Origin of the sequence: Pacificibacter maritimus, from assembly GCF_003814915.1 — a bacterium.
GTDB lineage: Bacteria > Pseudomonadota > Alphaproteobacteria > Rhodobacterales > Rhodobacteraceae > Celeribacter > Celeribacter maritimus.
In genome coordinates, this window is sequence record NZ_RKQK01000002.1 from 520,225 (window position 1) to 546,147 (window position 25,923).

21 protein-coding genes and 1 tRNA gene are annotated in these 25,923 nt (G+C 53.4%); 16 read left to right on the top strand and 6 right to left on the bottom strand.

Going from position 1 to position 25,923, the window contains the following annotated elements; all coding sequences use genetic code 11:
* Positions 1-24 precede the first annotated feature (24 nt).
* Entirely contained in the window at positions 25-1,563 is a 1,539-nt protein-coding gene (locus EDD53_RS09015; protein WP_425464056.1) for a 2-isopropylmalate synthase, read from the top strand.
* 21 nt (positions 1,564-1,584) lie between these two features.
* Here EDD53_RS09015 and EDD53_RS09020 read toward each other — a convergent pair whose 3' ends face one another.
* Positions 1,585-2,247: an SDR family NAD(P)-dependent oxidoreductase gene (locus EDD53_RS09020; RefSeq protein ID WP_123792886.1), complete on the bottom strand. Its 663-nt coding sequence runs from the start codon at positions 2,245-2,247 to the stop codon at positions 1,585-1,587.
* A gap of 263 nt (positions 2,248-2,510) precedes the next feature.
* On the opposite strand from EDD53_RS09020, the gene EDD53_RS09025 reads away from it, so the two are divergent.
* From EDD53_RS09025 to EDD53_RS09060, 8 genes are all read left to right on the top strand, one after another.
* Positions 2,511-4,088 (top strand): 2-isopropylmalate synthase, encoded by a 1,578-nt coding sequence (locus tag EDD53_RS09025; protein ID WP_123792887.1) that lies wholly within the window; start codon positions 2,511-2,513, stop codon positions 4,086-4,088.
* Between the two features lie 228 nt (positions 4,089-4,316).
* On the top strand, positions 4,317-5,294 hold the full coding sequence (locus EDD53_RS09030) for a zinc-binding dehydrogenase (RefSeq protein ID WP_123792888.1): 978 nt from the start codon (positions 4,317-4,319) through the stop codon (positions 5,292-5,294).
* A 167-nt stretch (positions 5,295-5,461) separates the two neighbouring features.
* A complete protein-coding gene (locus EDD53_RS09035; RefSeq protein ID WP_123792889.1) occupies positions 5,462-6,499 on the top strand; it encodes a rod shape-determining protein in 1,038 nt (345 codons plus the stop codon).
* Positions 6,500-6,562: 63 nt separating this feature from the next.
* Positions 6,563-7,507, top strand: a complete 945-nt coding sequence (mreC, locus tag EDD53_RS09040; protein WP_123792890.1) for a rod shape-determining protein MreC — start codon at positions 6,563-6,565, stop codon at positions 7,505-7,507.
* On the top strand, positions 7,500-8,039 hold the full coding sequence (locus EDD53_RS09045; protein ID WP_123792891.1) for a rod shape-determining protein MreD: 540 nt from the start codon (positions 7,500-7,502) through the stop codon (positions 8,037-8,039). Before mreC ends, EDD53_RS09045 begins: the two co-directional genes overlap by 8 nt.
* A complete protein-coding gene (gene mrdA / locus EDD53_RS09050) occupies positions 8,036-9,955 on the top strand; it encodes a penicillin-binding protein 2 (protein ID WP_123792892.1) in 1,920 nt (639 codons plus the stop codon). The genes EDD53_RS09045 and mrdA overlap by 4 nt, the downstream gene beginning before the upstream one ends.
* Positions 9,952-11,100 (top strand): rod shape-determining protein RodA, encoded by a 1,149-nt coding sequence (gene rodA, locus EDD53_RS09055; RefSeq protein ID WP_123792893.1) that lies wholly within the window; start codon positions 9,952-9,954, stop codon positions 11,098-11,100. Before mrdA ends, rodA begins: the two co-directional genes overlap by 4 nt.
* Positions 11,101-11,133: 33 nt before the next feature.
* Entirely contained in the window at positions 11,134-12,066 is a 933-nt protein-coding gene (locus EDD53_RS09060; RefSeq protein ID WP_123792894.1) for a 2-hydroxyacid dehydrogenase, read from the top strand.
* 22 nt (positions 12,067-12,088) lie between these two features.
* On the opposite strand, the gene EDD53_RS09065 is transcribed toward EDD53_RS09060, so the two are convergent.
* Both EDD53_RS09065 and EDD53_RS09070 read right to left on the bottom strand, forming a co-directional pair.
* Positions 12,089-12,892, bottom strand: coding sequence for an SseB family protein (locus EDD53_RS09065; RefSeq protein ID WP_123792895.1), 804 nt, complete (start codon positions 12,890-12,892; stop codon positions 12,089-12,091).
* A gap of 127 nt (positions 12,893-13,019) precedes the next feature.
* Positions 13,020-13,589 (bottom strand): uracil-DNA glycosylase family protein, encoded by a 570-nt coding sequence (locus EDD53_RS09070; protein ID WP_123792896.1) that lies wholly within the window; start codon positions 13,587-13,589, stop codon positions 13,020-13,022.
* Between the two features lie 228 nt (positions 13,590-13,817).
* Here EDD53_RS09070 and EDD53_RS09075 point away from each other — a divergent pair, with 228 nt between their 5' ends.
* From EDD53_RS09075 to EDD53_RS09090, 4 genes are all read left to right on the top strand, one after another.
* Positions 13,818-15,098 (top strand): Na+/H+ antiporter NhaA, encoded by a 1,281-nt coding sequence (locus EDD53_RS09075; RefSeq protein ID WP_123792897.1) that lies wholly within the window; start codon positions 13,818-13,820, stop codon positions 15,096-15,098.
* 198 nt (positions 15,099-15,296) lie between these two features.
* Positions 15,297-15,950, top strand: coding sequence for an ABC transporter ATP-binding protein (locus tag EDD53_RS09080; protein ID WP_123792898.1), 654 nt, complete (start codon positions 15,297-15,299; stop codon positions 15,948-15,950).
* Positions 15,934-17,772 carry a capsule biosynthesis protein gene (locus EDD53_RS09085; RefSeq protein ID WP_123792899.1) on the top strand — a complete coding sequence of 613 codons (1,839 nt, stop codon included), beginning with the start codon at positions 15,934-15,936 and terminating at the stop codon, positions 17,770-17,772. The genes EDD53_RS09080 and EDD53_RS09085 overlap by 17 nt, the downstream gene beginning before the upstream one ends.
* Before the next feature lie 220 nt (positions 17,773-17,992).
* Positions 17,993-18,067: transfer RNA gene (locus tag EDD53_RS09090), tRNA-Gln, on the top strand.
* 384 nt (positions 18,068-18,451) lie between these two features.
* Here EDD53_RS09090 and EDD53_RS09095 read toward each other — a convergent pair.
* The 3 genes from EDD53_RS09095 to EDD53_RS09105 form a co-directional block, all read right to left on the bottom strand.
* Positions 18,452-19,015: a rhomboid family intramembrane serine protease gene (locus tag EDD53_RS09095; RefSeq protein ID WP_170162727.1), complete on the bottom strand. Its 564-nt coding sequence runs from the start codon at positions 19,013-19,015 to the stop codon at positions 18,452-18,454.
* 551 nt (positions 19,016-19,566) lie between these two features.
* Positions 19,567-21,213: a sulfatase-like hydrolase/transferase gene (locus EDD53_RS09100; protein WP_123792901.1), complete on the bottom strand. Its 1,647-nt coding sequence runs from the start codon at positions 21,211-21,213 to the stop codon at positions 19,567-19,569.
* The gene (locus EDD53_RS09105) at positions 21,210-21,731 is read right to left on the bottom strand and encodes a MarR family winged helix-turn-helix transcriptional regulator (RefSeq protein WP_170162728.1); all 522 of its coding nucleotides are present in this window, start codon (positions 21,729-21,731) and stop codon (positions 21,210-21,212) included. The genes EDD53_RS09100 and EDD53_RS09105 overlap by 4 nt, the downstream gene beginning before the upstream one ends.
* A 166-nt stretch (positions 21,732-21,897) precedes the next feature.
* Between EDD53_RS09105 and EDD53_RS09110 the strand changes: the two genes are divergently transcribed.
* The 3 genes from EDD53_RS09110 (at position 21,898) to EDD53_RS09120 (ending at position 25,795) form a co-directional block, all read left to right on the top strand.
* Positions 21,898-22,953: a TAXI family TRAP transporter solute-binding subunit gene (locus EDD53_RS09110; protein ID WP_123792903.1), complete on the top strand. Its 1,056-nt coding sequence runs from the start codon at positions 21,898-21,900 to the stop codon at positions 22,951-22,953.
* 102 nt (positions 22,954-23,055) lie between these two features.
* Positions 23,056-25,356, top strand: coding sequence for a TRAP transporter permease (locus EDD53_RS09115; RefSeq protein WP_246002327.1), 2,301 nt, complete (start codon positions 23,056-23,058; stop codon positions 25,354-25,356).
* Positions 25,337-25,795 carry a DUF3237 domain-containing protein gene (locus EDD53_RS09120; RefSeq protein WP_123792904.1) on the top strand — a complete coding sequence of 153 codons (459 nt, stop codon included), beginning with the start codon at positions 25,337-25,339 and terminating at the stop codon, positions 25,793-25,795. The genes EDD53_RS09115 and EDD53_RS09120 overlap by 20 nt, the downstream gene beginning before the upstream one ends.
* Positions 25,796-25,923 lie beyond the last annotated feature (128 nt).

The following is a 25,923-nucleotide window of genomic DNA, read 5'->3' on the forward strand; positions in this document are numbered from 1 at the left end:
AAATCTCGTATCAGGAAATTCAACGTGACCAATCGCCTTCTGACCGCAGCCCTGCTCACCTTGACCGTCAGCCTGACGCATCCGATCACCGCCTTGGCGCAGGATGGCAAGGTCCAGACCAAACAATACGATGAGGGTGGCATCTATGAGGGCACGTTCAAAGACGGCCAACGCCACGGTGTTGGCACCTACACTTTGCCCAATGGCTATGAATACACGGGTGAATGGGACGAAGGCGAAATCAAAGGGCAAGGCATTGCGCGTTACCCAGATGGATCGGTCTATGAGGGCGCCTTTGAGCGGGGCAAACAACATGGATTCGGCAAAATCATCGGCGCGGATGGCGGCACCTATGAAGGCGATTGGAACAGCGGCGTTATCGAAGGATCGGGCGTGGCGACATACGCCAGCGGCGTGACCTACGAAGGCGATTTTCTAGCCAACAATCACCATGGCATGGGCCGCATGGAAAGCCCGACAGGCTATGTCTATGAGGGCGCTTGGGTTGACGGACTAAAAGAAGGCAAGGGCAAGATCACCTATCCCGATGGCGCAACCTATGACGGTCAAATGGCCAATGACAAACGTGAAGGCCAAGGCGTTTTGATCCTGTCAGACGGGCTGACTTTAGATTGCCAATGGGTCGCGGGCCAATGCACAGGCACGGGCACGATTACGCAGCCGAACGGCGATGTTTACACGGGTGATCTGGTCGACGGAAAACGCCAAGGCACAGGCAAAGTGACCTACGGCAATGGCGATGTCTATGAGGGCGACTTCGCCGACGACAAGCGCACAGGCACAGGCACATTTACGGGCACCGATGGGTATATCTATACGGGGTCTTGGGTCGATGGACGTATAGAAGGACAAGGTGAAGTCACCTATCCTGATGGGTCTGTTTACACTGGTGAGTTTTTGGATGATCTGGCGCATGGTGCTGGCAAAATCACCTATCCAAACGGAACGACCTATGAAGGCGCTTGGTCTTACGGCGTGATCGATGGCATGGGGCGCGCTGAATATGCAAACGGCATGATCTATGAGGGCATGTTCAAGGATGCCCAAAACCACGGCACGGGCAAAATGACCTATACAGATGGGTTCATCTATGACGGCGAATGGGTCAACAGCCAACGTGAAGGCCAAGGCACAGCGACCTATGCGGATGGCACAACCTACACAGGCAATTTTTCCGCAGGCCAGCGCAATGGCCAAGGCACCCTTACCACGCCTACAGGCTACACTTACACTGGCGAGTGGAAAGACGGTGAAATCAACGGCATGGGCAAAGCCACCTATGAAAACGGGGATGTGTACGAAGGCATGTTTGCTGCTGGCAAACGCAATGGCCAAGGCAGCATTACCTATGCATCGGGTGAGACCGCAACAGGGCTATGGGCTGATGGGGCTTTGATGCCCACAGAGACATCCGATGATCAAACCGCGCCAGAAGACGCTGCGCCAGAACCAGCGAACGAAGATGACGCCGCCGCACCCGCTGAGACATCTTCCGAGCTTAACGCTGAGGCTGATCCAGATGCGAATCCAACACCTGAGTGATACAACGATTTAACCGCCCCCTCACCAGGGAACAACCTGCCCAGCCCAGTCGTAGAACCCGCCCGTTTCGGCGGGCGTCAATTGATCAAGCACTTGCATCATATTTTGCGCCGCCTGATCGGGAGACACGGTGTTATGCGCCGCTTGGTAGTTGGCCGTAAAAGCTGTCGCGACAGTTCCAGGATGGTAAGCAATAACGCAGGCTTGCTTGTGTGATCGACCGAGTTCAATCGCGGCAGATCGCACCACTTGATTGGTCGCAGCCTTGGCCGCACGGTAACTGTACCAGCCGCCCATATTATTATCGCCGATAGACCCAACGCGTGCTGTCAGCACCGCCACTTTTGATGGGTGGTTTTTGGGCAAAATCCGTGGCAACTGGCGCAAGATCATCGCAGGACCAATGGTATTGACCGCAAACTGATCGGCCATGGCCTGAACCGTGAGCGCCTTTAACGACTTTTCAGGAGCGTTTCCCGCCCCGTGTAATTGCCCTGTGGCGATGACGACCAAATCAAAGGGGCCTTCAACCTTCTCAAAGACCGCATCAATACTGTCGGGATCTCGCAAGTCCATGCCATCCGCGCTGCGTGACAAACCCAAAACGTAATGGCCTTGATGGCGCAAAAGCGCAGCGACAGCCCCGCCGATACCCCCAGTATCCCCCACAATCAAAACCTGCATAAAATACTCCTTTGTTAGGGATACGTTTGAAAATGGAAAAAGATCACAATTTGGGGTTTTCTTTACGGGTCGCGTGATTATAGTCGCGCCTATGTTGATGACTGACCATATGCCGACCGCTGACCGCATTCTTCGTGCGACCCGCCGTCCTGCGTTACTTCTTCTTAGCTGCTTCTGAGCGTGCCTTTGGCGCGACGCTCAGAAGTGAAAAGCGCGCCTCATTCAACACATTTCCAATTTGCTAAGATTTAGAGAGTAGTCCTATGACAACTGTATCCGATAAAAACCGCGTTTTGATTTTTGATACGACCCTGCGGGATGGCGAACAATCCCCTGGTGCTACGATGTCCCACACTGAAAAACTGGAAATCGCCAGTCTTTTGGATGAAATGGGCGTCGACATCATCGAAGCAGGCTTTCCGATCGCATCACAAGGCGACTTTGAAGCCGTGTCCGAGATTGCGAAGAATTCCAAAAATTCTGTGATTTGTGGCCTTGCCCGCGCCAGTTTCAACGATATTGATCGCTGCATGGAAGCTGTAAAACACGCAGCCCAACCACGCATTCACACCTTTATCGGCACATCGCCATTGCACCGTGACATCACGGCACTGTCGATGGACGCGATGGCCGACAAAATTCACGACACAGTCACCCATGCGCGCAATCTGTGTGACAACGTGCAGTGGTCGCCCATGGATGCGATCCGCACCGAACATGATTATCTGTGCCGCGTTGTTGAGATCGCCATCAAAGCGGGGGCGACAACGATCAATATTCCAGACACAGTTGGCTATACAATTCCGCGCGAAAGCTCTGACATCATCAAGATGTTGCTTGAACGTGTGCCTGGCGCTGATGAAATTGTCTTTGCCACCCATTGTCACAACGATTTGGGCATGGCGACGGCTAACTCTTTGGCAGCGGTTGAAGCTGGCGCGCGCCAAATCGAGTGTACGATCAATGGCTTGGGCGAACGTGCGGGCAACACCGCTTTGGAAGAAGTGGTGATGGCACTGAAAGTGCGCAATGACATCATGCCCTATGCTACAAAAATAGACACAACCAAGATCATGAACATCTCTCGCCGCGTGTCGCAGGTCTCTGGTTTTGTGGTGCAGCCCAATAAAGCAATCGTCGGCAAAAACGCCTTTGCGCATGAATCAGGCATCCACCAAGACGGCATGCTGAAAAATGCGGAGACCTTCGAAATTATGCGTCCTGCGGATGTGGGCCTGTCGGGCACATCCTTGCCGCTTGGTAAGCATTCTGGCCGCGCAGCTTTGCGCGCCAAGTTGGAAGAACTTGGGTTTGAACTGGGTGACAACCAGTTGAAAGACGTCTTTGTGCGCTTCAAAGAATTGGCAGACCGCAAGAAAGAAGTGATGGATGATGATGTCATCGCTTTGATGCAAGACGCAGGATCTGAAAGTCAAAACGAATACATCAAAGTCAAAAGCCTGCGTGTAATCTGTGGGTCGGCCGCCCCGCAAACCGCAGAGATTACGTTGGATATTGACGGTACAGAACAGTCTTGCACCTGCGAAGGTGACGGACCAGTTGATGCCACATTCAAAGCGATCAAAGAGCTGTTTCCAACAGAGGCGCGTTTGCAATTGTACCAAGTATCTGCGGTCACTGAGGGCACAGATGCGCAGGCAACGGTGTCAGTGCGCTTGGAAGAAGACGGACGCATCGCAACAGGCCAAAGCGCAGATACAGACACTGTTTTTGCCTCGGCCAAAGCCTATGTCAACGCGGTCAACCGCCTCATCGTGCGCCGTACAAAATCCGCTCCTGGATCAGACACCAAAGAAGTCAAATACACTGACGCGGGCTAGAAACTGGCGCAACGCGTAGATACACAGCAACGGTACCAAAGGCGCACAGCCATGTGCGCCTTTTTCCGTATAACGCTTTGAAAAATAAACGTGGGTCAGGAAAAGCATGCCACCTCATCATGACCGATATGCGTGCAAGCTGTGACGTAGCGTTACGGGCTTATATGGGGTTGAACCCGAGGAACCGAAGGCGCAAATCAAGCCCAAACGCATAAAAGGATAAACGATATGAAAAGCGCAACGCATTCAAAATTTGGCGACCCCGTCGAGGTTATGCAATTCGCAGAAACAACCGCGCCTGTGGCTCAAGAGGGCGAGGTTTTGATCCGAACTATCCTCTCTCCGATCCACAATCACGACCTTTGGACTGTGCGCGGCGACTACGGTTACAAACCAGAACTGCCCGCAGTTGGTGGTACAGAAGCGGTGGGCATCGTCGAAGCTGTCGGCGCTGGCGTTGATGACGCCTTGATCGGAAAACGCGTGGCTGCTGCTGGCATTCACGGCACATGGGCCGAAAAATTCACAGCCCCCGCGCAAGGCGTGGTGCCGCTGCCAGATGCGATTCCCGACGACGCCGCAGCACAGCTTATCGCAATGCCGTTTTCTGCTATTTCGCTTTTGGATTTCATCACCGTTTCTGAAGGTGATTGGATCGTTCAAACCGCAGCCAACGGCGCGGTGGGCAAAGTTTTCGCTGCATTAGCTGAAGCAAAAGGCTTCAAAACACTCAATCTGGTGCGCCGCCAAGATGCCGTGGCCGAACTGGAAGCCCTAGGCATGACCAACGTGATCTCGACAGATCAAGACGGCTGGAAAGACCAAGCCAAGGCTGTGATTGGCGAAGCTGGCGCGACAGCCGCTGTCGATTCTGTTGGCGGATCTTTGGCGGAAGACTTGGTGGATTTGCTGGGCTGGGAAGGTCAGTTGATCACATTCGGCACAGCCACAGGCGCGCCTTTGACGTTAAATTCAGGGATGTTGATCTTTAAACACATCACGCTCAAAGGCTTTTGGGGCGCGAAGGTCAGCGAACATATGGCGCCTGAAAAACGCGTCGCTTTGATCACAGAATTGGCCACACTCGCAGCCCAAGGCAAATTGCCCCTGTCGTCTGGCGGCGACTACGCACTTGAAGATGTAAAAGACGCCATGAAGGCCGCACAGGTCACAGGGCGTGCGGGCAAAGTGATGCTCAGGCCATAACAAACTTAGGCGCGCAGCAGGTTTGCGGCGCGCCTACCTAAAGACCTGCAATAGCAAGTCTTTGCCTGCCCCACCGATCCGCCCCTTTCCCATAGGCAAAGACCGTCTTATAAGGCGGTCTACGGGGGGATTCTCCCTTTTTCTACTTTGACGAGGATGAATATATTATGGCGGGCATTCGCGGACTTTTCTCTGCAGACATGGCAATTGACCTCGGGACAGCGAATACGCTCGTTTACGTGAAGGGCAAAGGCATTATTCTGAATGAACCTTCGGTTGTCGCCTATCACGTCAAAGATGGTCGCAAACAGGTTTTGGCTGTCGGCGAAGACGCGAAACACATGCTTGGCAAAACGCCAGGTTCAATCGAAGCGATCCGCCCCATGCGCGATGGTGTGATTGCCGATTTCGACACCGCCGAAGAAATGATCAAACATTTCATCCGCAAAGTGCACCGCCGCACGCTTTTCGCAAAACCAAAAATCATCGTTTGTGTGCCTCACGGCGCCACCCCTGTTGAAAAACGTGCGATCCGCAATTCTGTTTTATCCGCAGGCGCTGGCCGTGCTGGCCTGATCGCAGAACCGATTGCCGCGGCGATTGGCGCAGGCATGCCAATCACCGATCCAACTGGGAATATGGTTGTCGATATCGGTGGCGGCACAACCGAGGTTGCGGTTTTGTCCTTGGGTGACATCGTTTACGCGCGCTCCGTGCGCGTTGGTGGTGACCGCATGGACGATGCAATCATCGCTTATTTGCGTCGCCAGCAAAACCTTTTGATCGGGGAAGGCACCGCGGAACGGATCAAAACCACAGTCGGTACAGCGCGGATGCCAGATGACGGGCGCGGAACCGCCATGACCATCCGTGGACGTGACCTTTTGAACGGCGTGCCAAAAGAATTGGAAATCACGCAAGCCCAAGTGGCTGAGGCCTTGTCAGAACCCGTTCAGCAAATCGTTGAAGCTGTAATGGCTGCTCTTGAAACAACCCCCCCAGATCTAGCCGCAGACATCGTGGACCGCGGCGTGATGCTGACAGGGGGTGGCGCTTTGCTTGGCGATCTTGATTTGGCGCTGCGCGAACAAACAGGATTGGCGATTTCTGTGGCTGATGAGCCGCTCAATTGTGTGGCTTTGGGCACAGGAAAAGCGCTGGAATATGAAAAACAGCTGCGTCACGTGATTGATTACGACAGCTGATCACAAGCCGCTTAGGCGCGGATTTCCGTGCCTTTGCCTGCGACCTAAAGGTTCGGAGTGAACGTGGCCAAAGACACTGGAACATCAGACGATTTCATTCGCCCTTTGCGCAGACTTTTGTCTACGCTGGTGATCCTCGTGCTGATCGGCTTGTTCATTTTGTGGCGCATTGACAGCCCGCGCGTCGAGCGTATGCGCGCGCAACTTGTTGACACAATAGTACCGTCCTTTGAATGGGCTTTGGTGCCTGTGACCAAGTCCATTGAAATGGTCGAAAACTTTCAAAGCTACAGTCGCATTTACGCGCAAAACCAAGAGCTGCGCCGTGAATTGCGCCAAATGCAGGCGTGGAAAGAAGCCGCACTTCAACTGGAACAGAAAAACGCCAAATTGTTGGACCTCAACAAAGTGCGCCTAGATCCGAAATACACCTATATCACAGGCGTGGTGATGGCCGATAGCGGGTCGCCGTTTCGGCAGTCGGTGCTTTTGAACGTTGGCGCACGTGATGGCATTATGGATGGCTGGGCGACAATGGACGGCGTTGGTTTGGTGGGGCGCATATCGGGGCTGGGCGCTAACACAGCCCGCGTGGTGCTGCTGACTGATAGCAATTCGCGCCTGCCCATCACCATTCAGCCCTCCGGCCAACGCGCTATCTTATCAGGAGATAATACAGCACGTCCGCCTTTGGAATTTATCGAAAGCCCTGAATTGGTCCGCCCTGGTGACCGCGTTGTGTCTTCGGGCGATGGCGGTGTTTTCCCTGCGGGGCTTTTGATCGGCCAAGTGGCATTGGGGGCAGATCGACGCCTGCGGGTTGTCTTGGCAGCCGATTACGAACGATTAGATTACCTGCGCGTTCTTCGTAGCCTTGAAAGCGAACAAATTATCGACCCCGGTTCGCTTATTTTACCCGTCGCGCCAATTGTCACCCCCAAAGCTCCCGACAACACCACAAGCGAAACAGCTGACCAGCTTGAAACATCAGAGGGCAGCAATGGGTGAATATTGGGGCGTTAAAAAATGGGCTTACCGCTGCGCTTTCGTTTTGCTCAGCCTTGTCGCCCTCTTCATCTATCTACTGCCACTAGAGTTTGGCGAAGGGCGCTGGCCTGGACCTGATCTAATCGTAGCTTTTGCTTTCGCTTGGGTACTGCGTCGACCAAGTTATGTGCCGATCTTGCTCATTGGCCCTGTCTTTTTGATTGCCGACTTTATGTTGGTCCGCCCTCCGGGACTTTGGGCAGCGTTATGCGTGCTAGGAATAGAATTTTTGCGCCGCCGCGAAGGCCGATCCCGTGACATTCCTTTCCCTGTTGAATGGGCGATGATATCGGCTGTGCTTTTGGGGTTGGCAGTCATCTACCGCGTCTTACTCAGCGTCTTTTTGGTACAGCAAGCATCATTTGGCCTAGTGATCTTACAACAGCTTTCGACGCTGTTTATATATCCTCTCGTGGTTTTTATCTCGACATCCGTGATGGGTGTGACCAAAATCACAGCAGCAGAAGCAGAAGTTTTAGGGTTTAGTCGATGAGAAGATCACCCACAGACACCGCTGAAAGCGCTCGCAAAATTTCGCGCCGCGCGCTGTTTTTGGGCGGCAGTCAACTCGCCTTTATGGGCGCCTTGGGGCTGCGGATGCGTTATATGCAGGTCGATCAAGCCGAAGAGTTTCGTCTTTTGGCAGATGAAAACAGATTAAAAATCCATCTTTTGCCCCCTGCTCGTGGCCTAATCCATGATCGAAGCGGCACAGTAATCGCAGAAAACGAACAGACCTTTCGCATTGTGATCCGCAAAGAGGATGCAGGTGAACTGGATATCGTTTTGGCTGAACTTCAGCGCCTTATCGGCCTGTCTCAAGAAGACCAAGATCGCGTACGTAAAGAGCTAAAAGATGCAGGACCATCAGCACCCGTTACCATTCTAGACCGCCTGACATGGGAGGCGTTTTCAGCAGTGGCAGCCAATGCACCCGCCCTGCCCGGCGTGTCACCTGAAGTCGGTTTGTCCCGCAACTATCCGTTGAAGGATGATTTTGCGCACCTCACTGGTTATGTTGGCCCTGTGTCAGATTACGATCTGTCACGCATGGATCGCATCGATCCTTTGATGCGTATTCCGAAATTTCCCATCGGAAAATCTGGCATTGAAAACATGTTAGAAGACTCCTTGCGCGGGTCGGCAGGCACGGTGCGCGTGGAACAAAATGTGCATGGTCGCATCATACGTGAACTGGAACGCAAAGAAGGCGAACCAGGCTCGAATGTGCAAATGACCATCGACCACAGACTACAAAACTTTGTCCAAGCAAGGTTGGCAGGTGAAAGCGCCTCTGCGGTCATTATAGATGTGGAAACGGGCGATGTTCTTGCAGCGGGGTCAACGCCAGCTTTTGATCCCAATCTGTTTGTGCGCGGTATTTCTGTTGCCAATTATAATGCGCTTTTAGAAAACATATACCGCCCTCTTCCTTCAAAATCTGTGCAGGGCGCTTACCCGCCTGGATCGACCTTTAAAATGGTCACCGCCTTGGCCGCATTGGAAGCAGGTGTGGTGACGCCAGACGAAACTGTGCGGTGCCCCGGCTACGTCGAAGTGGGGGGGCGCAGGTTTCACTGCTGGAAACGTGCAGGGCATGGCAACGTCAATCTCACGGGCTCCCTACGCCATTCATGTGATGTCTATTACTACGAATTGGCCCAGCGCGCGGGTATCGAAAACATTGCAGCTATGGGCCGTAAATTGGGATTGGGGGATCGTTATGATCTGCCGCTTCCAGGCCTGTCATCGGGCTTGATGCCCGACAAACAATGGAAACGCGATAACCGTGGAGCAGAATGGGTTGTGGGCGATAGCTTGAATGCTTCAATCGGTCAGGGCTTTGTCTTGACGACCCCGATGCAGCTTGCGGTGATGACCGCGCGCTTGGCCACTGGGCGTGCAGTGGTGCCGCGCCTCATCAAGTCGATAGACGGGATTGAACAGCCTATATTCGGCAATGAGCCCCTAGATATAAATGAAAATATGCTCAGGTCCGTGCGTCAAGGCATGTATGAAGTGACCAATAACTCACGCGGTACGGCTTATGCTTCGCGCATCTCTGCCGATGGCATGCGCATGTCAGGCAAAACAGGCACGAGCCAAACACGCAACGTGGTGGTGAATAATAAAAATGTACCATGGGAAGAACGCGATCACGCCCTGTTCGTCGCCTTCGCGCCCCATGATGCTCCGAAATATGCGCTGTCTGTCGTTATTGAACACGGCGGCGGCGGGTCGTCTGCTGCGGCGCCTGTGGCACGCGATTTGATGCTGTTCGCGCAGCACGGAACCGTGCCGCCCCTCAGCTCATATCCTCAGTCTCAACAAGGAACGATCCGCGAACGACTAAAAAATCTAACGCTTCGAGAAGACACGTTGCAAGGCGGGGAACGCACCAGCGCATGAGTTATCTAGAGCAAAACCTGAAAACCGTTCCGACAGGCATTTCCAAGGTGCTATATATCAATTGGCCGCTGGTGGTCCTGCTGACTGCGGTCGCCAGTGTCGGGTTTATCATGCTCTACTCCAACGCGGGGGGGTCTTTTACCCCTTGGGCTGAACCGCAAATGAAGCGCTTTGGTGTGGGCATGGTTTTGATGCTGATCATCGCCATGGTTCCTATTTGGTTTTGGCGCACGGTTGCGGGTGTTGGCTATGCGCTATCCTTGGTTCTTTTGCTGGTGGTAGAATTTTTCGGTGATGTCGGCATGGGCGCGCAGCGCTGGATCGACCTTGGCTTCATGCGCTTGCAACCTTCCGAATTGATGAAGGTGACCTTGGTCATGTTTTTGGCGTGGTATTATGACTGGCTGGATGTCAAAAAAGTCTCGCACCCTCTTTGGGTAGCAATCCCCGTTATCATGATATTGCTGCCTACAGCTTTGGTTTTGAAACAACCTGATCTTGGGACAGCGCTTTTGCTTGTGTTTGGAGGCGCGATTGTGATGTTCGCCGCGGGCGTCAGCTGGTGGTATTTTGGTGCAGTTGCTGCCGCTGGCGCTGGACTTATCGCCGCAGTTTTTCAATCAAGGGGTCAAAGCTGGCAATTGCTCAACAACTATCAGTACCGTCGCATTGACACCTTTTTGGACCCATCTTCAGATCCACTTGATTCAGGGTATCACATCACCCAAGCCAAAATTGCTTTGGGGTCGGGCGGCTGGACGGGCCGTGGGTTTATGCAAGGCACGCAGTCACAACTGAACTTTTTGCCTGAAAAACACACCGACTTTATCTTTACCACCTTGGCCGAAGAATTTGGGTTTCTTGGCGGGATTTCATTGTTGCTGCTTTATGCAGGTGTCATCGGGTTTTGCCTTATTTCGGCGATGAATAACAAGGACCGCTTTGGCGCTTTGGTCACGCTGGGCATCGCGGCTACATTCTTTTTATTCTTTGCGGTGAATATGTCGATGGTAATGGGGTTGGCCCCTGTTGTTGGCGTGCCGTTACCGATGGTGTCTTACGGCGGTTCTGCGATGCTGGTGCTTATGGTCGCCTTTGGCATCGTGCAATCCGCCCATGTTCATCGCCCGCGTCGCAAATCGTAGCCGTAAGCCACATTCAATATCAAAGGGGCGCTTATGCCGTTGAACATTCTTTTTTCTGGCCCAGAACCCCTTTGGGATGAGTACAAAGACATCTTACCAAAGGGACTTAAAGACCACGACATAAACGCGCATATAAGCACTGATCTACCCGCAGAAAGCGTAGATTACATTGTTTATGCGCCCAATGATTCATTGACGGACTTCACCCCTTTCAAACATGCCAAAGCGGTTATGAGCCTTTGGGCAGGGGTCGAAACCATTGTGAACAATCAAACCCTCACACAGCCTTTGTGCCGCATGGTGGATGACGGGCTAGAACTCGGTATGCGTGAATGGGTCGCAGGCCATGTTTTGCGTCATCACTTGGGGTTGGACCGTCATATTCACGGGTTGAAAGGTCAGTGGGATAAAACAGCGCCCCCTTTGGCACGCGATCGTAAGGTTACAATTTTAGGACTGGGGATGCTCGGCACGTCAGCCGCAAAGACCTTAGTCGATTTGGGCTTTGATGTGACGGGCTGGTCGCGCAGCCCTAAAACCATGCAAGGTGTCACCTGTTTGCATGGCGATGCGGGACTAAAGCAGGCACTTATCGACGCTGAAATCTGCGTGACATTGCTTCCAAACACGCCATCTACACAAAATATTTTGAACGCAGAACGCATGAACTGGATGCCAAAAGGCGCGGTCATTCTAAATCCAGGGCGTGGCGTTTTAATAGATGACGATGCTTTACTTGACGCGCTTGCCTCAGGGCAAATCTTACATGCCACATTGGATGTCTTTCGTGTCGAACCCCTGCCCCAAGATCATCCGTTTTGGCATCACCCGCAGATCACTGTGACCCCGCATATCGCAGCGCAAACACGCGCTGAAACTGCGTCTTTTGTGATTGCCCAAAACATACGACGCAGTGAAATAGGTGCCACTCTGCTAAATCTGGTGGATCGCAGCGCAGGATATTAACCCGCGTCGCGCCTTGTGAAGATTACCGCAAAATCGGCGGCTTGCTTGGGTCCATTCCAGGTGCAGACGGGCCAGAAGATTGCTGTTCAGGTTCAGGCAGGTCGAACCGCAAACCATGGCGCGCAAGTGTCGCACAAAGTGGATCACTGGCATCAAAAAAGGCCACATCCAATGCGCCAGCTTCAATACCTGAAAACGTCAAGGCCTCGGCGACCAATTGCGCCAATGCGCCATCCGCACCCGGCACTGTGTCAACATAGGCCAAAAGGTGCGATTTCGCGCCGCCTTCATAGGTGACCCCAGCCAGATATGCGACCCGCGCTAATCCGCCCGCAATCGCCAATTTCGCATCAAGTGCTGTGATCAACCGTTCGGGCAGGCCATGTGGTGGAGTAATTTCTTCTGGCTTTGCTTCTGCTTCGGATGGCGCGTGATCCAGTGTATTTTTCAGCCAATCCATTGCATCAGGCGGTAATAGAATTTCCGATGGTGCAACAGTTAAGTTTACCCCCAAACCTATGCCTTGTCCCGCCAGCATGCCTGCCAAAACGCGTCCTGATAAAGCCGCGTAAGGCGCAGAACCTGCAAATTCTGCCAAGCGTTCTTCGCGATCAAACACCAATACATAACTCTGATCTTCCACAGGAAAAACACGCGGCTCGATAGGTGCATCGCCTTGATGTTCTTTCTCTAAAAGCAAGAACAATTCACCATCCGCAAGCCGTTCAAAGAATCGCAAGCGCTCTGTGTCGTCATTCGGTGCGGCTTCCATCGCGGCATGGGCCAGATCAATGGGCGTGATGTCGTGGGATGGCTGATCGGTCATAAAGGCTCCTGTCACGTTCCCCTGACTCGATGCCAAAATCGCGGCCAGCGTGGGGAAATCTGTTCGTGCCTCACTCCGTATTGCGCTCAATCGCCTGTGGCAAGGGTCAGACACAAGGCCAGCTTGCTTAATCTAGTAATTCGCGCACCTTTTGTTGCAAGCGCGGTATCATTTCAGTTTCGAACCATGGCTGGCGCTTAAACCACATCGCATTGCGAGGACTGGGATGCGGCATCACGAGCTCTGGCCCGTTAATCGAAAACGTTTTCATCACGGACTGCGAAATCGTATGACGCTTTTGATCTGGCAGATGCCAAGCCAATGCATGCTTGCCCAAAATAATGGTCAATTCAATATCGGTCATCGATGCAAGGGCCGCGCTGCGCCATGTCTGAGCGCAGATATCTCGCGGCGCAAGATCCCCGCGCGCGCCACTGCCAGGAAAACATAATCCCATCGGCAAGATGCCCAAACGCGGGTCATCGTAAAACTGCTCCCGCCCGACCCCAAGCCATCTGCGCAACCGATCCCCCGATGGATCATCAAACGCTTTACCGCTGATATGTGCCAACCGCCCCGGCGCTTGGCCAGCAATCAAGATTTTAACCCGTGACGAAATCTTGAAAATCGGTCGAGGACCAAGTGGCAGATCACTGCATAAAGTACAGCCCGCCATGCTACGTTTGAGATCATTCATCTTTGCGTTTTGTTCCAACCGCCTCACCCCATTTCCACGCTATACAAGGCCTCTATTTAGCAACCACAAGCTTTGTCCTGATCGCGCGGCTGGGCAATAATTGATCGATACACGAATAAATTACCATACGGCAATCTATATGCCGCCTTGGTTACTTGCGTGATCAGGCCCCATCAAGTAACCCACAGATAACGAATTTGAGACCCAGAATGGGGTTGGAGGGCAAAAATGTACAGAGTGTGGAATTTTATAACCGGATATTCGGTTCTATTGATTTTAGGCGCGGTGATCGCGCTGATTTGGGCCAATATTGACGCCCATTCTTATCACGCGCTGGTGGATTTCGTTATCGTTGATGACTTCTTCATCGGCCACCCGCATATGGATGAGGCGGGTCATGTACATCGCACTTTGACATTGCACTACTTGTTTAACGATCTTTTGATGGCCTTCTTTTTTGCCATTGCCGCCAAAGAAGTTTGGGAAGCTGTCATTCTAAAAAATGGCTCTTTGCGTGGTAAAAAAGCCGCGACACCTTTGGTTGCGACGCTCGGCGGTATGGTTGGCCCTATCGCGATTTACCTTGGTCTTGCCGCTGTTCTTGGATCTGACACATACGATGCTGTGAAAAACGGTTGGGCTGTTCCTGTGGCTACAGATATTGCTTTTGCATACCTTGTGGGCCGCATCGTTTTTGGCGCAGGCCACCCTGCTATTCGTTTCCTTTTGTTGCTTGCCATTGCGGATGATGCTGCAGGTCTTGTGATCCTTGCTATTTTCTACCCCACGTCTGAATTGGCCGTCGAATGGTTGCTTTTGTCAGCCTTTGCCGCATTGGCTGTGTTTTTCTTGGCCAACTGGCTGCCACGCCGTTTGGATCGCGGCAACGAGCTGCGCAAGAATTCAACATGGGTCCGTCAAAAGCTGCACTTCTGGCCATACCTCATCGCCGGTTGTTTTTCTTGGTACGGCTTCATGATGGCTGGTATTCACCCTGCTTTGGGTCTGTTGCCAATCGTGCCAACGATCCCCCATGCAGATCGCGCTTTCGGGATCTTTGCAGCCGCAGAAGAGCACCTGACAGACCTTTTGAACGACATTGAACACAAGTTGAAAGTACCTGTAGAAGTCATTCTGTTTTTCTTCGGTCTTTTGAATGCTGGCGTTGAATTTAACGCAATCGGATCGCCAACTTGGTTGGTTCTGGCTGGCCTTTTGATTGGGAAACCTTTGGGTATTTTGATCATGGGCGCTCTGGCGGCACATGTCTTCAAACTGGGGCTGCCCGCAGGAATGCGCACGATCGACTTGTTGGTGATTGGCTGCGTGGCTGCGATTGGATTTACAGTATCCTTGTTCATCGCCTCAGTCGCCTTTGACAGCACGTCAATGTTGAACGGAGCACCTGTTCAAGATGCAGCGAAAATGGGAGCCTTGCTGTCATTCGCAGCGGCGGGTGTTTCGATTATCGCGGGCAAACTATGCCGTGTGGAAAAGAAGACACATTAATTTTCAGCGCAAAACCGCGCTAAGAGTTGGAAATGGGGCTGAATTCTTGCGAATTTGGTCCCATTTTTTTATTAAAGGATGTTCACAGCTAGATTCTCATCCGATCAAGCGACATAGTGTATAAAAAATAAACAAATAAACTCTCATTAACAAAAGTCCGTTAAGGATAAATGAGCGCAGCAGTTTCGAGGCAAATGCATGCTCGAGTTCGATAATGTCAGCAAGTCCTTTTGGACGGGCACCCAGCGCAAGGTCATCCTTGAACGCGCGTCGTTTCGCGTGGAGTTGGGCAATTCGCTTGGTATTTTGGCCCCGAATGGAACGGGCAAGACCACGATCATCAATATGATGAGTGGTCTGGAAAAACCCGATGACGGCGAAATCCGCCGCGGCTGTCGCGTGTCATTTCCGCTTGGATTTATGGGTGGTTTGATTAGCAAACATACAGGGCGTGAAAACGTGCGCTTTATCGCCCAGCTTTACGATCTTGATCCCGACTATGTCGAAGCATTTTGTCGCTGGCTTTGCGAGATAAATGAGTATTTCGAGATGCCTGTCGGAACCTATTCATCGGGGATGCGGGCGCGCCTGTCATTCGCCCTTCTCTTAGCGCTCGACTTTGATATCTATTTGATCGACGAAGGTATGCCATCAACTGCGGATGTTAACTTTAACCGAAAAGCAGGCGCAATCTTGCGCGAACGGCTTGAAAAAGCGACAATTATTGTCGTATCGCATCAGGCCTCCACTTTGGAAAAATTCTGTCGATCCGCAGCCGTTCTCCGAAAAGGACAACTGCATATGTTTGACACTTTAGAAGAGGCAAAAGTACTCTATGACTACGAAGCCTAAAGCCCAGAAGTTTCGTGTGCGCAGATCCCCCCGTGCAGCCAGTGTGTCTGATGCGGCGGCGCGCGCTATGGCGGCAGAACAAGCGCCAGCGGTAGAACACCCGAGCCAAGCCGCCCCCACGCCCGCAGCCAGCGCCCAGCCCAGCAATGTAGATGATGCGCGCCTATTCGATAATGAAGCAGATGCAGACGGTTTTGGCGATATGCCGTTTCCTGGCTCGGCGGCACAGAATGCAACCACAGCTCAAGCCGCGCAACGACGTGTCTCACGCGGGGCGATTTCCAATACCTTGGGCGACAAATCCAGTTCTCCCCAATCTTCCAGACCGCAGGGGCATCAAGAAAATACCGCTCAAACAGGCGATGTGACCCCAGCGGATGAAATGGGCGTCGATCAAGCCATAGATGCTATTCGCCGCGAAGGCTTAACGGGGCGGCAATTGCGCATGGCACGTCGTCTGGCGCAAAAGCACAATCTGGCCCCGACATCTGATTTCGACGCCGTACGCTTACTGCGCGCTCAAGGGATAGATCCGTTCCAACGCACAGCGATGCTAGATATGGTCACAACCGAAGATGAACAGGCACAACTGCCCGCGACCACAGGCAACAAACTGCCCAAGACCATCGAAACAGCCAAAGCGTCTCTACCGCCAGAGTTGATGGAACGCCTGTCTCGCGAAAATGAGATTTCGCAAATTCAGCAAGATATCGCAAAACGTAGACGCCGCAAAACTCTCTTGTTGGCATCCAGAATTGCTGTGTTTGTGGGTATTCCCACATTCCTTGCGGGGCTGTATTACTACACCATCGCGACACCAATGTATGCGACCAAATCATCATTTGTTATTCAACAAGCAGATGCCGCTGGCGGTGCCGCAAGTGGTGGATTGTTGTCTGGTACGTCCTTTGGCGGATCACAAGATTCCATCGCAGTACAAGACTATTTGGAAAGCCGCGATGCTATGCTCCGCCTTGATGCCGATGTTGGATTTAAAAACCATTTCGCATCGGAAGCCATCGACCCAATCCAGCGCCTTCCAGCGCAACCGACAAACGAAAAGGCCTATAAAGTCTACAAAGACCGTGTCTCTATTGGCTATGACCCCACCGAGGGCCTTTTAAAAATGGAAGTGGTTGCAGCCGATCCAGAGGTTTCAAAACAGTTCAGTGACGCCCTGATCACATACGCCGAGGAGCGCGTCGACAATTTGACCCAGCGCAAACGCGAAGACCAAATGAAAGGTGCTCGTGAAAGCTTGGAAGATGCCGAGAGGAAAATGCAAGAAGCACAAGAAAGCGTTGTGGTTTTGCAAGAACAACTTGGCGTTATTTCTCCTGAAGCTGAAACAGGTGCGCTGATGGGACAAATTTCAACCTTTGAAACCCAGCTACAACAAAAGCAATTACAACTTCAGCAACTTCTAGACAACGCACGCCCCAACCAAGCGCGCGTTGAAGGCACCCGTGGAGACATCGGACGCCTAGAAAATATCGTTGCGAATTTGCGGTCTCAAATGACACAGGCCACAGGCACATCAGGATCGTTGGCGCGCATATCGGCTGAATTGCGCATGGCCGAAGTTGATCTACAAACACGCCAGATGATGACGCAACAAGCGGTACAATCCCTAGAAGCTGCCCGTGTGGAAGCCAACCGCCAAACGCGGTATTTGTCACTCAGCTCTAGCCCCGTGGCCCCAGATGAGCCAACTTATCCGCGCAAGTTCGAAAATACAGTTTTGGCATTCTTGCTGTTTTCGGGCATTTATCTTTTGGCCTCATTGACCGCCGCCGTATTGCGTGAACAAGTCTCAGCCTAACGGCAGGCACCCTCAAACACAGAACAGGCGCGCCCATGCGGCTGTTCCGAGCTTCAATGCCCTCTCAAGGTGCCACGCCCTAAGTTGCGCGCAAAGACACGAGAAGCCGCATTGGTATCCATCCCAGAAGGCCTTCGTTAAAAATTTTAGTTCAAGGTTACATTTTTGCGTAAAAAAGGGTTGCACAGCCTGCGTCGAAAGACTAATCAACGCGTCAAGTTGGGGTGTAGCCAAGCGGTAAGGCAACGCTTTTTGGTAGCGTGTACCGTAGGTTCGAATCCTACCACCCCAGCCATTTCCACAGTAGCATAAAACATAACACTGGCCGCGCAGGTCCGCTGTGAATGTCCCCGTTTATGCACGCCCCTCAGGGATCGCCTCGGGTGTGACGGGACACGCAGTCTGAATTGCGGCAGGTTAGGTGATCGAGCCTCCACCAACGCTACGATGGGGCTTCCTTAGGGTTTAGAGGGATTAGGCACGAGAACTCCGCGACATAATAAATAATGAACAAGAAAGGCTGGAGCGGCCCGTAATTCTTCCTCATGCACAATCTCTCCTCCCTTACCTAGAGGCCAATCACCTCACCCCGAGTAGATCTCTCATGGACCTTCATCCGTTTCAGATAGCCCTCGCATCGAGTCGTTTGATGCAGAGGTAATAAATGGGTGGATGATGCTTACACTTTCTCAGACGGACGCATCAAAGCCAATCTACTGCGCAAGACATATGCAGCTAAAACCCCAGCCGCGAAGCTAAAAAAGTGTGCTTCCCAACTGACCCCAGGCTGACCCGGCAGAACGCCCCAAATCATCGAACCATATGCTAGGACAATCCCTGCGGCAGCTAAAAAAGGAACGATACGCTTTTCAATTAGGCCCCGAGCCATCAGAAAGCCAAACCAACCAAAAATTAGGCCAGAGGCACCGATATGAATTCCAGTCGCGCCGAACACCCATATGCCAAGACCTCCAAGCACAATGATAATCGCTGATGCCACTAGAACTACTTTACGGGCTGTAGCGGTCATAATTCCGCCAAGGATTACCAAAGGAAATGAATTGCTGGCCGCGTGACTAAGTGAGCCGTGCAGAAGAGGCATGAAAAGCACCCCATCCAAACCCTCAAAGGATCGAGGGCGCAGACCAAACCAGTCATTGAGACGGTAGCCTAAGATGAGGTTCACCACTTCTACAGCCCAGATTGCGCCCAAGAGCACAGCAAGCCAAAAGAACCGTTTCATATAGTTTCGCAATTTTAGCCCTTGCCTCTAATATCCGAATGCCACCTGAAATAGCCTGTACCACACATCTCTTTATCCACACGCTGCCAACGTTCTAGAACGACTCTCAGCAGCAAAACCAATCAGCCCAGCCCTTTATTCGGATCGAGTTTCCAATAAGCAAGGGCAGAGAGCACTTCATGCTTGGGGTCGTATTAGCCAGCATGCGCCAGACCATCTTGTATCGCCTTCCAACGCCGTTGTGCGGAGGCACAAATATCATCATTGATTTTCATGATGCCGAGCGGTGCTGCGTCGTTCTGGTTCTTCGGCCAACTCTTTGGGTAAGAACTCCAGTCACTCCATGCATCTAGCGCCTCATTCGTCGTCTTTTGGCTCACATGATCGCATTGCCATCCGTATAGATTTCGTGCGCAAAGCCGGAGCATGGCTTTAACCTCTGGCATGGTATCAGTGAAGGCCTTTAGTGGTGTAGGCAAAAGCACCATATTTGCAACGCGGGAGAAGAACCTGTGATCCTGCACGACCAAATTGGTCTGCGGATAAAAAGATCATCCACGCCCCACGGGTGTTAGGCTGTCAAAGGCGATACCGGTGGTCTCTTCATATTCCTTCTCGTCCCAGAATCCGATCAGAATGCCCCCTTCGGCGGCTTTCTTTTGCCGCGCCAAAACGGCTGGAGTCGCTGTGATCCTCGTGTGGTGGCGCGTGGCCCAATCCAGCAGGGCGGCTTCCATCCGCGTGCGAACGGCGGCGTGCTCTGCTTCTTGGGAGGCTCCCAAATCGCAGAGTTCATGAGGATCAGATTGCAGATCAAACAAAACAGGCCTGAAGCCTTCGCAGCGGATGTATTTCCAGCGTCCGTCGAAGATCATCGTGGTATGGGCATCTTCCTGCGGCTGGTCCAGCGTGCGCGCCATATCGGACCAATGGTAATCGTGCTGACTGATGGCGTAGCGGCGCGAAAATCCGTCTGTGCCGTGCAAAATCGGCGTCAGGTCGCGACCCTCGATCACATGAGGTTTGGGTGCACAGCCAAGCGCGTTCATAAAGGTCGGCGCAAGGTCGATCATCTCGACCAGTTTGTCTGTGACCAAACCACGGGTGTCATTCGCCTCCTTGCGGGGATCAGCAATAATCAACGGCACTTTCACTGCCATTTCATGGTAGAAATCCTTATCACCCATGTAGTGATCGCCCATGTAATCGCCGTGATCCGATGTGACCGCGATGATCGTGTTCTCGCTCAGCCCTGTCTCGTCCATCCATGCAAACAAGCGCCCCAGATTATCGTCGAGCTGTTTGATCAGCCCCATATAGGCGGGGATCACGTGTTTGCGCACGTCGTCACGCGCGAAACTTTGGCAAACACGCGCTTTGAGGTAGGCCTGCATCAAAGGGTGGTCGGTGTCATGTTCGGCCCCGTCGCGGATCGGGGGCACAATATGGCAATCGTCATACATGTCGTGATAGGGCGCGGGCACGATATAAGGCCAATGCGGTTTGATGTAGCTCAGATGGCACATCCAAGGCCGACCGTCTTCTTTGGCCCCTTTCATAAAGTCGATTGCCCGGTCGGTCATATAGGCCGTCTCGGAGTGCTCTTCGGGGATATTGGCCTCTAGTCGAGAGTGCTTGAGCAACCACGCCGAGAGCAGATCACCGTGTTCATTCAGGCCCGAATTTGCGAAATCTTCCCAAGGGTTATCCGAGACAAAGCCCTTGGATACGAGGTAATCATCATAAGCCGACCAGTTTTGCCGCGCGCTGTCGGGGTGAAGGCCGTCGTCACGCTCGAACGGCTCGAATCCGCATTCCGACACGCGCACGCCAATTTCGCTTGCGGGATCAATTCCAAGCCACGCCATTCCTTCCGCATCAGCAGTCATGTGGGTCTTACCCACAAGCACCGCCCGCGCGCCGACTTCGCGCAGATGGTCGCCCAAGGTCGGTTCGCCCACACGCAGGGGCATCCCGTTCCAAGTTGAACCATGGCTGCGCACATAGCGCCCCGTATAGGCCGACATCCGAGATGGTCCGCAGACAGGTGATTGCACATAGGCATTGGTGAAACGCACACCACGGGCGGCCAGTGCGTCGATATTGGGGGTGTGCAAATGCGGGTGACCGTAACAGCTTAGGTAATCAAACCGAAGCTGGTCTGCCATAATCCACAAAACGTTTGGTTGATCGGTCATTGCGTATCCTCTTGCGCCATTTGGCCTGCCAATAAATCTTCTGCAGGAACCCGCAGAAAGTCTTCCAGCCTATCGAGAAATCCTGCGAATTCGCGGATTTCAGTATCGGAAAAAACCTCTTTCAGGGCCGCACGACGTTTGGCCATAACAGGGGCCGCCGTGTCATAGGCAGCGCGCCCTTGCTCAGTTAGCTCAACAATGGTTTGTCGCCCGTCCCGCGCATCCCGCTGCATCGTCACATATCCCTTTTTGCGCATCTCAGGCAGGGCGCGGCTCAGCAAGGAATGATCCGCCCGCTGAATCGCTGCCAGATCGCGAATTGTCAAAGGGCCTGCTTCGGCAAGATCCCAAAGCGTGCGCCATTCAACGACCGACAAACCACCAGCCAACTCAAGAAAGTTTCTGCTTTGAGTGCGTGACGCTGCATAGACGGCTGGCAAGCGTGAAAAGATATTCAACCCTTCGCGTTCCTTGCGGGAACGGATTTGATTGGCATTGCTCTTAATCTTTGTTGTCATCGCTTTTTGTGCCTTACTTGTTTGGCTGCTCTCATTGCTTGGTACAAACATTATCGTAAAAATAATACGTGACAAGTCATATATTTTCTGCAAGCCTCACCACAGGATCGGTGTGAGCCGGACCTGCGCATTTGTGGAGGAATGCGCGGAAATCAGGGAGAACAACATGATGAAATCAACACTTTTGGGTGTGGTCGTCGCACTTGCGCCGTTTGCTGCATCCGCGCAGGTCACACTGACGGCCGAGACGACAGCACCGGGCTCGACCCCCCATTACATCGACACCACGCTGGCCGCCGTGCTTGATAGCGCAGGCGTGGCCGCAATGCAGATTACCGAAGGTGCGACCTTGACCAATTCGGTCCAAGCCGTTGCAGAAGGACGGTTGGACATGGCGCCCGCGCCGCTGATCCTGCCGTTTCTTTTGTCGCGTGGCATCGGGCCCTATAGTGGCGTTGATCCCGAGGATGGCGCCGCAATCGCCGCCAATCTGCGGGTTTTGTTCTGGAACTCTGGCTCTGCGCAGATATTCGGCTATTACAACAACAATCCAGTCGAAGACATCCGTAATCTGGCCGGCAAACGCATCTGGAACGGGCCACCACGCGGTGCAGCGCTGACCTCGGGCCGCGCAATGATCCAATTGCTGTCCGGTGGGAAGGAGGGCGAAGACTACGAGGGAATCCAGAACGATTGGCCTGATACGGTATCAAGCATCACGGGCGGCGGGGCAGATGCATGGACCATACCCGAAGGCCTGCCATCAGGTCGTCAAATCGCGATTGCTGCAGCGGGCGGCACTACCATCCATGACGTTCCGTCTGATCTTCTTGCGAGCGAATTGGGCCAACAAATTATGGCTGCTCCGGGCCATGCGCCCTATTCGGTTCCGGTTGAAGATTTCCGTGCGGCCTATGCAGGCAATGATATCACCATTGTCACCGACGATGACACCTTCGACAGCTTTGCCACAGCATTCGGCCAGATCGTAAACGTGTCGATGGACGACGAATTGGCCTATCAAATCACCAAAGCCTACCTCGAAGGCCAGAAGCGCTTTCTCGAAGGATCGCCACGCGGGCCTTTCTTGATGCTGAGCTTTGGCGATGTTGACGGCACATCCCAAGGGGCCTGTGGCGCAGTTCAGATCAAGATGCACGAGGGTGCGATCCGCGCCTTTGAAGAGGCAGGTCATAGCGTCGCAGACTGTCTGCGCCCCTAATCTACAAGCTCAGGAAAGGCCGGCCACCGTTTGGAACGGCTGACCTTTCCAACCCGCGCATATCTTCAGTGCTCGACCATTCCTATGGGGAAGAAAAACATCATGACTTTGCACCCTGAACGCCCGCCAATGGGCAAGCGTATCGCCGTGTTCCTTGCGTTGATCTTGGTCTTTTTCGGCATGTTGAACACCATGCCAGAAATTTCTGGCCTGCAAGACTTGGCCCGTGACATCACTGGACAACGATTTTTTAGGGTCTCGAACTTTCCGCCCGAATATTTTTATCCACCGGTATTCTTGCTGATGATGACGATCGTTGCGCTAGATGCCAGCGTCTACCGCGCGTGGCGCAAGGACAAACCCCATCTGGCATGGCTCGGGCTTTTGCTTGATGCTGGGTTGCTTTTGGCGGCGTTTCTGGCGGCGTTCGGTTTTATGGTCGAAATCGACTCCATCTGTCTGATCGATCAGATCAGTGGCGAGCGCGCACGCCTGATCCAAGATGCCGCCGAACGCTCTGCGGGCGTAATCCCGGGGATGTCCTTTGAGGCAGAAGTCCCGTCGTGTCAGGCGCGTTTCGGGGTCTGGATTATTCCCCTGCTGTTCACCATCATCACTCTGTTTTTCCTCTATAACATTCGCGTCTGGGGCCTGCCGCTGGTGGCTGTTGCCAGTGTCGTTGTGCTTTACACGATCGGCACCGCGCTGATCTGGGTGTTTGATCTGTCTGACAACAACTTCTTGCTCACCAAGCTGGGGGCGGATGGCGGCGATCCTTTGGCCGCCGCGATTCAGAAGGCCACCAATGTCTTTGTTACACCCGACGGTTTCATGGGCCGTTTCATGGATATTATCGTCAATCAGGTCTTCCCCTATGTCGTCTTGGGCGCGCTGTTTGGCACCTCTGCGGGGGGCACGTCTCTGATCAAACTGGCAGTGCGGGTGACGCGCAACTTGCGCGGAGGACCAGCGCACGCGGCCATTGTGTCCTCTGCGATGTTTGGAACGATCACAGGAGGGCCTGTGACCAACGTGTTGTCCACAGGGCGGCTGACGATTCCAATGATGCGCCGCAACGGGTTTTCCAAGGAATTTGCTGGTGGTGTTGAGGCCGCGGCCTCCTCGGGCGGGCAGATCATGCCGCCTGTTATGGGCGTGGCGGCCTTCGTCCTCGTGGCGCTGACGGCGGTACCCTATACGAAAGTCATCACCGCTGCCTTTCTGCCTGCAATGTTCTTTTTCTTTTCGATCTTTCTGGCGGTGATTTTCCAAGCGCGGCGCGAAAAGGTCGTGGCGATGCGTGAAGTCCCCGAGGACCTGATCATGGAGCGTCAGGACTGGCTAAACCTGATCATCATCATCGTGCCGATCCTGACCATCCTCTTCCTGCTTTTGGGCAATAAGGACAACATCGGCGGTGGGCTGTTTTCCATGCTTTTGCCTGACGCCGTGATCCGCACGATCACCAATTCTACGGGCGATGCTGTTTCTGCGGGCTGGTGGGCGGTTGCGATTTTGATACCGCTACTGCTACTCGACCCTGAAACCCGCGCCAAACCGTCCAAAATTCTCGTCTCCCTCGCTGACGGTGGGATTCTGATCTCAAGACTGTTTTTGTTGTTGTTTGCAGTCTCCATCATCTCGGCGTTTCTGAACGAAAGCGGTCTCACCGGAGAGTTGACCCGCGCCGTGACCTCATGGCTCGAACAGGCGCAAGTGATCCGCATTTTTGGCTTTGAACTGCAAGTCGTGGGTGGCGTATATCTGATGCTGGCACTGACCTGCGCGATGTTCTGCGCCATTATGTTGGGCATGGGCATGCCGACGGTGCCAGCTTATGTGAACGTGGCATTACTGCTTGGGCCGCTGCTGGCAAACCTTGGTGTCAGCTTCTTCACCGCGCATATGTTCGTGTTCTACTTCGCCGTGGCCTCTGCGATCACCCCACCTGTCGCCGTCGCTGCCTTTGCCGCCGCATCTATCACGGGTGCGGAGCCGATGCGCACTGGTGTCGCCGCGGTTCGTGTGGGCATTGTGATGTTCACGATCCCCTTCATCTTCGCGTGGTATCCCGAACTGTTGCTGATCCCCGAGGCCGTGACGATTACTGATGATAGCGGTGCGCGCGCCTTGATCCAAGGCTACAGCGGCGAAGTCGACATGGCCGCATTGGCATGGTTGTCCGCACGTTTGATCCTTGCGCTTTACCTGATGGCATCGGCTTTGGCGCGCTTTGATCGAGGCCCTATCCCCTCTTGGGAAGTCGCCTGCCGCCTTGGCCTCGCCGTGTTGATCCTGTGGAAGACCGCGCCCGTGATGTGGTTTGGCATCATCGCAGGGTCGGGCATTATTGCGCTGCATATTGTTCTATCAAGGAGACAAGATGCGACCGCCAGAGCTTGAATTCGCGTTTCACCTTGAGGTCAGCCTTGGCCCTATCCGCGAAATGGGGGCTGGTCGTGCCGGTCACCGCCGGATCATTCCGATCATTGGCGGTACGGTGAGCGGCCCCAAGGCATCTGGGCGCATTTTGAACCTTGGGGCCGATTGGCAGACGATCTTCGCAGATCAGACGGCAGAGCTTGATACGCGTTATGCATTTGAGACCGATGACGGGGCTTTGATCGAAGTCTGCAACTACGGTTTTCGCCACGGCCCGCCTGCGGTTATCGCCGCCATAGCGCGGGGCGAAGATGTGGCCCATGACAGTTATTTTATGCGCACCCATGCCCGTCTAGAAACCGGTGATCCGCGCTATGACTGGGTCAATCGAACGCTGTTTGTCGGAACTGGTGAGCGCAAGGAGGCCAGCGTGATCATGGATCTATACGCGCTCACCTGAGAATGGGCGTCTTGGTTTTAAAACGGGCCAGCCACCTCTAGGGTGCTTTTGACATGGGAAACATTATTGATGGCGCTCAATCAGCAGATTCAACTTGAACCTAAAGGCCTAGAACTAGGTGAACATTG